Genomic DNA, 9,763 nt, shown 5'->3' on the forward strand with positions numbered 1-9,763 from the left:
AAACTATAAACGTTTCGGAAAACCGGGTGAGAGTTTTATTGACGTTTATTAGTTCCGTTTGGCCGAACAATAAACAAATCCGCCTGAATGAAGTGCAAATGTAAATGAAAAACACGCACCAACAAGGGGTTTGGGCTTTTGAGGGAGGAGGTTAGTTTTTTACGAAATGCAGTTGATCGTCCTGCGAAGGACTGTCGTCTTTGAGTTTGATACCTGAATTGGTGAGTTCGGTCTTGAGCCAATCGCCATTGAGGTCGCTCATTGTGGGGTTGCTGAAGTTGATATTGATTCTTGTGCCTGTTTGGCTCCAGGTACCGGTTAAGGTGGTTGAACTGCCATGCGCCATCAACGTTCCGCCATTGAGGAACATGAAATAATATGACGAGTAGTTGGATGTTTTATCCTGCTGATCCCAAAAATAACTGATGCGCCAGGTGCCGTCGCTGATGTTAACCGTGGGTTCATCGGTTGTACCTGATTTCTTGCAAGAGGCAATGCTGATGAACAGCAGGAAGTATAGTAACGTGTTTCGCATGTGACAATGAAGTTCAGCAATGAGCAGCTACCTGCCAAATGCTTATGCTGTTTTAACCTTCTTTTTCTTTTGCAAGTTGAACATTCGTGAAATGTTGAAACCAAAGAGGATGTTTCCTTTGCCCCAACTGCCAGCCGTTTCGCTGATGAATGTTCGCTCCGTCATGCCACGTGAATTGGTGAAATGAAGTTGAAACACATGCCCGGCAGTTTCAATATCGAAACCAATCGAAAAAGAGTTCGTAGTTCCTTCGAAACGGGACTCCGGCAACAGGTAATAATATTCTGCATTCACCGATACCATTTTAGTTATACGTTGACGACCACCAATGCCCAACGCCAGAATATCATTTGGATCACTGGCCTTGGATACAAGATTGTAATGCACCATCGTTGGCATCAGTTGAATGGCCGTACCTTCTGAAAACTTACGGGCAATGATGAGTTGATGGGCGTATTGCAAACGTGATGAAAACAAATTCTCTCTTGTTGGATCCTGCCATTTTAATGTTGTAAGCATAATGGATGATGCAATAGCCGCACTGATGGGCATAGTCCGTTCGCCTTTGCTTTGCCGGAGAAAGCGATACTTGCCGAATGCATCGTATTGTTTTTGATAAGTGCTTCTTCCAACGCCAAACATCAGATTAGGTGTTACACCGAAATCGAAACTCATACGCATGCTGGCATTATCTAATCCAAACAATTCATAAAAGCCACCATTGAGTGTGCCGAAGCGGTGTGCAATGCGGAAATCCATATAACCCTTCGGTGTAATTTCAATGGTATGACTGTTGATGATACGAGTTGATTGAAAGGTATTGGTGGTGTAATGTGTTGTTGGTTTTTCTTTTTCCGCTTCAAGTTCTTTGTTGAGATCGATCTCTTGTGCTGTGAGAAAACAACTACTGATAAGCATTATCAACAACAACGTATATTTTTTATCAAGCATGGATTATTTTGTTTTTGGTTGATAGAGTTGGTAATTGCAATTCACCGTCACTTCCACTTTCTCTGCTATTTTTTTTGAGACAATTGTTGGAACAGAAATTTTATAATCGACAAGCTTAATTGTTAAGACAGCAGTAGCGGTTACAGTACTACCTTTTACAATGATATTCCCTGCGGTTTTGATCTTATTGCTGATACCGTGCATGCTGAGGGTACCCTCCACTGTTACAGGATAAGTGCCGTCTTTTGTAAAATCAACCGTGCTGATGTTGGTGATTGTTCCCTTCAACTCAGCTTTGGGATAACGATCCGAATCCATGTAATCTTTTCCATTGAAATGATCCTGCATAGCCGCTTTCCTGAATTGGAAACTTTTAATCAGAACAATGAATTGAACGCTGCCGGTCTTACGGTTTAAGACAGATGCCACTTCGTTATTGATCGCTTTAATATCTTCCAATGGTGTGGAGGAGAAAAAACTGATCTGCCCGTTGCGGGTCATATAGTTTTCCTGCGCCTGCAATTTGAACAGGGAGCAACAAAGAATAAGTACGAAAGAAATTATGCGCATGTTTTCAGGTTTAATTATTCAACATGCCATTTCTGATCCATGTTCTGATTTCAGCAATACGGCATTCGGGAAGTTTGGGAGCAAAGTCGGGCATTGCACGATAGCCGGGTGAATGAGTGATAGCGCCAAGCAGCCGACCGCTCATGGCAACTGTACGCACATCTGTATATGTATCAAGCATGATGCCTCCGGGAGCACTTGCACCCGTATGACAGCCTAAACAATTTGCAGCAATTGTGTTTACTATTTGTACACTGTATTTCACATTGCTGGTATCGCAGGTGTTGTTGTACAGCAGCTCTTCTTTGTTATACGTGCACGAAGAGAGCAATGCTAAACATAGTATGGGAACAGAGATCAGTTTCATGTGATAATTTGTGATTTTTTTTGCCACATAGCATTCGCCATAAAAATTTTCATGGCTCATGTCATGTTGTTTTTTTAATAAGGTAACAGCGTATCAGAATAACATCCGTTGTAAAGCCACTGCAAACGCCTTTTAGGGTAACGGTTTCGCCCTCTTTTATCATCTCCTCTTTTTCCATGGTACAGTTAATGCCAAACAGGGGATCATGGGATTGTAACTGTACAATTGTTTTGCCTTCCTGGTTGATTGCAGTTGAACTCACGATACCGGTTATTTCAAGCACTTTGCCATTATAGGTTTGCGTGGCCTGCTGCTCATTTTCTGAAAACGCACGGAACAGATCAGCTGCATTTATTTTAACTGACTCAGCATTTTCAATGCTTTGAGGAGCTTTATTCCATTTGGCATAGATAAAGAAAATTGCTGCGCCAATCAAAACTGCCAACAGAATAAAAACTATGAGCGATCGTTTTTTCATACCAAAAGCCGATTGAGTTACATATATAAAATGGTTAACGGATAGTTTTTGAAGCAGCACCACACTAAAGCAGCAACGGTTTTCATTGCTTCTGCTTCAAAGGCGAAGATTCATGAGGCTGCAACCACCAGGTATGCTAAAATATCTGCAGGTAACTCAATCAGCTTTTCGGTTCTATCAACAAATTACCAGACTGCTGTATTCTAACTATCGTTGTTACAGGGAATAAGGTTGCCTTTGTACTAATAATTTTTTGTAACTTTTATAGAGACTTTCAGGTGGTAAATTGGTTTAAGAGCAAATTTGAGTTGCGAGGCAACTGTTTGTTCTGTCTTTTCGTTACTTAGTACAATATCAACCCCAGGCCGTGCTGACAAAAGAGGAATTAGTTAATTGCATAGAAGGGTGCAAGCATAATAAGCGTATATATCAAAACAAGATATATGTTGCTTTTTATGATTATGCTATGTCAATATGTTTCAAATACAGTAACGACAAGGAAGACGCAGTGGAAATCATCAACGACGGGTTCTTAAAGATCTTCAGGGAAATATACAATTACAAACCTCTTTCAGAAGATATTGCTTTCGGCTTCACATCATGGTTGAGGCGCATTATGATCAATACAGCAATTGATCATTACAGGAAGAATAAGAATAATGCCATTTTCAAAGACTTGAATGAGGAGCATACGAATGTAACTGTCGGTGAAGAGAAAGATATGCTGGCGAATATCTCCTACAACGAATTGATCAAAATTGTCCAGGAACTGAGTCCTGCTTACCGCATCGTTTTTAACCTGTATGCCATTGAAGGAATGACCCATAAAGAGGTGGGTAAGCAGTTGAATATAACCGAAGGAACATCTAAATCAAATTTTGCAAAGGCAAGAGCTTTTTTACAAAATAAGCTCCTGCAAAAATCCATTAAAAAAGAAATAAATGCCTGTTGATGATCTATATAAAAAATTAAAGGAGCCTCCACCTGACTCTTTTCCCAAATTTGAAGAGGAATCGTGGAAGAAGATGGAGGTATTACTGGATAAACATTTGCCTGAGAATAATGGCAGAGTATTCCCGTATATCTTATTTCTTGGTTGCATAATCCTGGCATCTTTAACTACGTTTCTTCCGGCAAGGCGTGCATCGCAAACCGGAGAAGGCATAATTAGCAGTACTGACAAAATAACTGCTAAACCTATTACTGCAACTTCAAAAACTGAAATACAAAAAACTCCTGTTGCTGTTGATGAAAAACTTGATCGTTCAACTGATCTTGAAATACAACCAAAGAAAATAAGTACGACTGAAATAGTAAAAGTAAAACCCAATCAAAAAATGTTGACCTTTTTGCAAACTGACAAAATTCAGCTGCAGCAAAATGATTTTACAAACGACAATATACCCGACGCTCCTGCAGAAGTATCATCAATAACTCCGACTGACAGAGCTGCGTCGATTACGAATAGAAAAAATTTCCTGCTTCTGAAAAACGAACCGGCGAAGAATAATAGTTCATTGGTTGTAACCCAAGAAAAAAGTGCTGCAATCAGGAAACCTGTTAAAAACAATTTTTCTTTGACTTTTAGCACAGGACTTGAAGCACCAGCCACTTCTTTAAATACATGGGGCAGACTAACCCCGGTTGTGGGAATAGGAGTGATGTACACGATTGGTGAAAAATTAATTCTGCGCACCGGTGTAGCATCAGCTTCTAAAATCTATGCAGCACAGGATAAGGATTACAACCCTGCAAATAATTACTGGGCAAGTTATACTTACTTTAAAAAGATTGATGCCGATTGTAAGGTCATTGAAATTCCATTGGGCATTGCATACAGGGTACTGAACGCTAAAAAAACAAATGTGTATGTTTCGGCAGGATCATCTTCGGTTATCATGCGTAAAGAAGCTTACGAATATTATTATAAAAATCAAGCGGGGAGAGATACGGTAACACAACGTGCGTGGAATAACAACAGTTTTCATTTATTTTCAAGCGTGAATTTTTCTGCAATAGCTGAAAGAAAATTATCAAACCGCTTTTCACTGATGGCTGAGCCGGGTATCAAAATTCCATCAGGCGGAATTGGCGTTGGTAAGATCCGTTTATATAATGCAGGGTTAACAGTAACAGCAAAATTTAAACTGAGATAAAGAATGATGAGTTATGAATCAGACTCTAGCCATTCACCATTAACTATTTCATGCTCACATAATTTGCTACAGGCTGGCGGTTCTGCAAACTGCGTGCAAGCGTTAATTCATCAGCATATTCCAGTTCGCCGCCAAAGGCAATGCCACGTGCAATGGTGGTTATTTTAACAGGCAGGTCTTTTATTTTTTTACTGATGTAGAACAATGTAGTATCGCCTTGTATGTTAGGGCTGAGTGCAAAGATGAGTTCTTCCACTTCATCTTCTTTTAAACGGCTGATCAATGGTTCGATGGTTAACTGATCCGGTCCCACACCATCCAAAGGCGAAATAACACCGCCAAGCACATGATACAACCCGTTGAACTGTTGCGTGCTTTCAATAGCAATTACATCACGGATATTTTCCACCACACAAATGATCTGTTTTTTGCGGGAGATATTGCTGCAGATGTTGCAGATCTCCGTATCGGATACATTACAACATTTGCTGCAGAATTTAATTTCTCTACGCATGCGTGCAATGGTATCAGCAAACAACTGGGTTTCTTCCTGCGGTTGTTTAATAAGATGAAGCACTAAACGCAAGGCCGTTTTTTTGCCAATGCCGGGTAGCTTGGAAAATTCATTCACGGCCTGTTCCAATAAAGACGAAGAGAAAGACATACAGCGAAAGTACGAAGGATGCTGAATTAATAACCGATGAACAAAGAATGACGTTTACTGTCGTTCAGGAGCCTTGTTTGTATTGCTTTGTGCTTTACCGGGTTCTACCACCAGTTCATTATCCCAGTTTTCTTTTACTGTAACTGAATAATTGAGTGGTTGAACAAGTTCGGGCTGACGTTTCGGTTTTGCAAAATAATCGCCTGGATCCCAAACGCCGTTCCGATTAGTATCGAATAACAAACCAAGTTTATAAGAACCGGGTTTGAATTGTGCACGATAAAATTCTTTGCCGGTTAATGGATAGCGACCAACAATCTGATCGTTATTGTAAAAAATCAATACCGGGTGTGCCGCAGTATCAAGTTCTTTAAAACGAATACGAAGCGTGCCATATTCTTTTTCTGTTTTTACACGAAAAGAAAGTGTATCGTTCTTCAATGATTTTAATCCTGAAGTATCAGCGGCATAATCTTTATCTAGGTAAAGTTTGTAAGTGCCACCGGATTTCCATGCATAATTGAAAAGTAATTGTTTGCGAACACTGTCATTAACGATGGTGAAATCGGTAATGAACTTTGTTGAATCCTGCTGCAATCGAATCTTCGACAAATCATAACTGCGGATGGGTTTCGTATAGATCAGCCTGAATGTGTCAAGAAAGTCCAATGCATTGCCCTCCAGGTTGGAAGAAACAACTAGTCCACGTTTGGTGTCCTGTGTGGCAGTTGATTTTTGTCGTTCTTTTTCAGTTGCGAATGCGTATAACTGAACGGCGGCTGTGTTGGTGCTCACCATTACTGTTGAATCAAGAAAAGCAAACTGCTCAATACCTTGTGTATATTTTTTGTTTCCATCTTCATCACGCAAGGCATACACGTAAAACTTGCCTGTCGGTAAATTATTGAAACGGAAATTACCTTGTCCATCAACCCTTGCTACATACATGGGTTTTTCTTTGTACACAGTTGAATCTTCTTCTTTTCGATACAGCAAGGCAAACATGGTACTGTCAGTCTTTCCTGTTTCTGCAAGAATAACTTTTCCTGAAAGTTCATTTGAATCAATAGAAGCACCGGTTGAAAAACTGTATTGAAAATCTTTGAGAATGTTTCCTTCGTTGAGGTCAACAATGGCATCACCAAAGTTGATATTGTATGTAGTGTTGGGTAATAACGAATCTTTCAGTCGAACTGTAACAGTGCGTAATTTAGATTCGATCACTGCGTCTTTTACAGGATAGGGTGAAATGATCACTTTTTGATTCGGCTCTTTTAATTCCACAAACTCATCAAACGTGATGGTGATCTTTTGTTCTTTCACCATGGTGGCTGAATCTTTTGGTGTAGCTGAAACCGGAACAGGAGGCAGGCTGTCTCGGGGGCCACCACTGGGTGGAACGATGTTGGCACAGCCACTACCGCTGAATAAACCAATAAACAAAGCGCTGATAATTAAAAAAGATATTATTCTGCCTGCTGTCATAGAAGCTGCAAACTTAGGCTAATTGTGTGAACCGGGATTTTGATGATGAGCAGGATTAACAGGATTTTCTAAAAGAATAAATCTTCTTCATCCTTCAAATCGGCCCAAATCATGGTTCAGACTCGTCTTCTTCCAACTCATGTAACACCACCGCCATTTCATTGGTCTTTACAAAATTGCACCAGTGACAATCTTCCTTGCCGCAGCCGATGTAAAACTCACGGTTCTGAATTTTTTCCCAAACCTGCACGATCTGTTGTGTTACCGTTTCGATATCGGCCGGCGTAATCACAATCTTTTCTTTTCGGTATTCTTTCTTCTTATCAGGTTCAATAAAATCAAACTCAGTGCTTACTACCTTCCAGTCTTTCGCTTCATAGTTATCAACAAGAATTTTATAGAACACCGCCTGTCGCCAATAATCACCACCATCCGGTTGTTTTTCGCTCGGACCTTGCAGTTTTTCTTTAGCGTTATCAACATTGCCGGTTTTATAATCCACCACATTCACCGCTTTGCCGTCGAACTCCAGCTTATCTAACTTTCCTTTTAACGGAACTCCTTTGATCATCACATTGCGGATGTTGCGTTCAATGGCTACAATAGTGGAGAAACTGTTGATGTATTTATCATAGTAATTACTCAATACTTCCACTCCGTATTCCATTCTCCGTGCGAACTGTTCTTTGGTAAAACTTTCACGGTGGCGCCGCATATACCATTCAAAATCGGCAATGAACTGTTGTTTGGAATGAAACGTATCTGTTTTTGTTTCCTGCATTTTACGGAACAATTGTTCTAATGCATAGTGAACAGATGAACCGAATTCCGTTGCTTCATTTTTAGGCGAAGGAATACGAATGAGATTCTTGAAATAAAATTCCAGCGGACATTTTAAATAATTGTTCAACGCCGTCACATTCATTACAAATTTTTCCAGTATCGGCTGAATAAAACTTTCTTCGATCTTTTCAATTTCCGGTGCCTGTGCTTCACCAAACAACAAAGCAGTGAATTCACTCAATGCTTCCGGACTCAGCATCACCGGCACAATATCGATCGGCTGTTCTTCTCTTATTTCTTCGAGGAACATCGATGGTTCCAGTTCTTTCCCATCGTTTTTAAATTGACTAAATGAAAGATTGAGATGTGTTTCTGCTCTTGTGATCGCCACATAAAACAATCGACGTAGCTCTTCCGTAGATGTTTCTTTTGTTACAGATGAAGTCGTGAAAATGGTATCCGGTAATTTATACCCATTGGAAGGATTTCGTTTCTTTTCCCAATAGCCGGAGTTACAACCGGCCACAAACACATGTTCAAATTCCAAACCCTTGGAACCATGTGCTGTTAGAAGATTCACACCGTTGTCGCTGCCGCTTACCTGCACCAATGGAAGTTTCAGATCTTCTTTTTCCATCAGTTCAATAATAGAAACCAAACCTTGCAATGAAAGTGAAGGGTCACGTCTTGTTTCTTCTTTTACAAAATCGAATAAGCCTGTGAGTATTTTCAACTGCCAGTGTTTATCCGGGCTTTGCATGATGTATTTGAGAATGCCGGTTTCACGAATGATGTTATCGAACAAATGCTGCAACGTAATATTCGGCACATCGCCTACCAGTTTTTCAAAAATGCCACTTGCAGCTTTTAAACCATGATGAATGCCTTGCGAAAAAAGATCTTTGGCAGGTGCATGCGCTTTTTCGTACAACAATCTTCGGAGCGATGTTTTGTTATCGCTGAATTGCGTGGCCGAAACTTCAACAGTAAGCTTTGCAATTTCAATAGGCGGAATATGAAACCAACTGAAGTGCAATAATTCAAACAGCATTTCATCACCACCATACGGTACATCATGCTCCGCAGCAAGATACTTGAGTATTAAAATGATCTTTTGTGCCAATGGCAACTCCAGTATATTCAAATGACGCTTGCTGTAAAACGGAATGCCAAGGTGATTGAAGTAATGCGTTAACTCTTCACCATATTTATTCTCTTTATAAATCACTGCAATGCGCCCGGGCAATATGCCTTCTTTCAACAACTGTTGCACCTGTAAGGTAATATCGATCATTTCTTCCCGTTGTGTTTGGTAACTTTTGATCGAAGGGTTGTGCAGCAGGTGATTGATCTTGCTGTTACTCGCCAGAAGATCTTTTGTTAAGCCGGGAATCTTTTTAATTAATCGTTCATCGTTTCGGTTAATGAGCGATTTTGAAATATCAAGAATCGGCTGTGTTGAACGATAGTTGTTTGATAATACAACGGTTACCAAATCGTTCGCATACATGCCGGCAAAGCTTTCCATGTTTTCCACGTTTGCACCCTGGAAACGGAAAATACTTTGGTCATCATCGCCCACCACAAATACATTCGGCTGATCCCAATAGCTGATGAGTAATTCAACAATTTTATTTTGTGTGCCGCTTGAATCCTGGAACTCATCAACCAATATATACTGGAACTGTTCCTGGTAATTGGCCAGCATGTTTTTATTCTCTTCAAATGCTTTGATGACCCATGTGATCATATCATCAAAATCATAACGGTTGCG

At 40.2% G+C, this 9,763-nt stretch carries 10 protein-coding genes; 2 read left to right on the plus strand and 8 right to left on the minus strand.

The features are described 5' to 3' along the window. Window positions 1–151: 151 nt before the first annotated feature. The 5 genes from VK159_RS19240 to VK159_RS19260 are packed head-to-tail and all read right to left on the minus strand — an operon-like array spanning window position 152 to window position 2,901. The gene (locus tag VK159_RS19240) at window positions 152–535 is read right to left on the minus strand and encodes a hypothetical protein (protein WP_324231797.1); all 384 of its coding nucleotides are present in this window, start codon (window positions 533–535) and stop codon (window positions 152–154) included. Between the two features lie 42 nt (window positions 536–577). Further along, window positions 578–1,486 carry a DUF5777 family beta-barrel protein gene (locus VK159_RS19245; protein WP_324231798.1) on the minus strand — a complete coding sequence of 303 codons (909 nt, stop codon included), beginning with the start codon at window positions 1,484–1,486 and terminating at the stop codon, window positions 578–580. 3 nt (window positions 1,487–1,489) lie between these two features. Continuing rightward, entirely contained in the window at window positions 1,490–2,056 is a 567-nt protein-coding gene (locus VK159_RS19250; RefSeq protein ID WP_324231799.1) for a YceI family protein, read from the minus strand. 10 nt (window positions 2,057–2,066) lie between these two features. Then, a complete protein-coding gene (locus VK159_RS19255) occupies window positions 2,067–2,483 on the minus strand; it encodes a cytochrome c (protein WP_324231800.1) in 417 nt (138 codons plus the stop codon). A gap of 1 nt (window position 2,484) precedes the next feature. After that, window positions 2,485–2,901 carry an OB-fold protein gene (locus tag VK159_RS19260; RefSeq protein ID WP_324231801.1) on the minus strand — a complete coding sequence of 139 codons (417 nt, stop codon included), beginning with the start codon at window positions 2,899–2,901 and terminating at the stop codon, window positions 2,485–2,487. A gap of 367 nt (window positions 2,902–3,268) precedes the next feature. On the opposite strand from VK159_RS19260, the gene VK159_RS19265 reads away from it, so the two are divergent. Then, complete coding sequence (locus VK159_RS19265; RefSeq protein ID WP_324231802.1) at window positions 3,269–3,853, plus strand: sigma-70 family RNA polymerase sigma factor; 585 nt, start codon at window positions 3,269–3,271, stop codon at window positions 3,851–3,853. Next, entirely contained in the window at window positions 3,843–5,057 is a 1,215-nt protein-coding gene (locus tag VK159_RS19270; RefSeq protein WP_324231803.1) for a hypothetical protein, read from the plus strand. Before VK159_RS19265 ends, VK159_RS19270 begins: the two co-directional genes overlap by 11 nt. A 43-nt stretch (window positions 5,058–5,100) precedes the next feature. On the opposite strand, the gene recR is transcribed toward VK159_RS19270, so the two are convergent. The 3 genes from recR to VK159_RS19285 form a co-directional block, all read right to left on the minus strand. Continuing rightward, window positions 5,101–5,721 (minus strand): recombination mediator RecR, encoded by a 621-nt coding sequence (gene recR, locus VK159_RS19275; protein ID WP_324231804.1) that lies wholly within the window; start codon window positions 5,719–5,721, stop codon window positions 5,101–5,103. A gap of 54 nt (window positions 5,722–5,775) precedes the next feature. After that, window positions 5,776–7,206, minus strand: a complete 1,431-nt coding sequence (locus VK159_RS19280; protein WP_324231805.1) for an Ig-like domain-containing protein — start codon at window positions 7,204–7,206, stop codon at window positions 5,776–5,778. 109 nt (window positions 7,207–7,315) lie between these two features. Continuing rightward, on the minus strand, window positions 7,316–9,763 hold a 2,448-nt coding region (locus VK159_RS19285; RefSeq protein ID WP_324231806.1), incomplete at its 5' end, for an ATP-dependent DNA helicase.

Origin of the sequence: Lacibacter sp., from assembly GCF_035299325.1 — a bacterium.
Lineage (GTDB): Bacteria > Bacteroidota > Bacteroidia > Chitinophagales > Chitinophagaceae > Lacibacter.

Bases quoted from the DNA above. Each gene is read 5' to 3' on its own strand.
- VK159_RS19260 (WP_324231801.1), bottom strand. From the start codon at position 2,901: ATGAAAAAACGATCGCTCATAGTTTTTATTCTGTTGGCAGTTTTGATT.
- VK159_RS19255 (WP_324231800.1), bottom strand. From the start codon at position 2,483: ATGAGCCATGAAAATTTTTATGGCGAATGCTATGTGGCAAAAAAAATC.
- VK159_RS19245 (WP_324231798.1), bottom strand. From the start codon at position 1,486: ATGCTTGATAAAAAATATACGTTGTTGTTGATAATGCTTATCAGTAGT.
- recR (WP_324231804.1), bottom strand. From the start codon at position 5,721: ATGTCTTTCTCTTCGTCTTTATTGGAACAGGCCGTGAATGAATTTTCC.
- VK159_RS19270 (WP_324231803.1), top strand. From the start codon at position 3,843: ATGCCTGTTGATGATCTATATAAAAAATTAAAGGAGCCTCCACCTGAC.
- VK159_RS19250 (WP_324231799.1), bottom strand. From the start codon at position 2,056: ATGCGCATAATTTCTTTCGTACTTATTCTTTGTTGCTCCCTGTTCAAA.
- VK159_RS19240 (WP_324231797.1), bottom strand. From the start codon at position 535: ATGCGAAACACGTTACTATACTTCCTGCTGTTCATCAGCATTGCCTCT.
- VK159_RS19280 (WP_324231805.1), bottom strand. From the start codon at position 7,206: ATGACAGCAGGCAGAATAATATCTTTTTTAATTATCAGCGCTTTGTTT.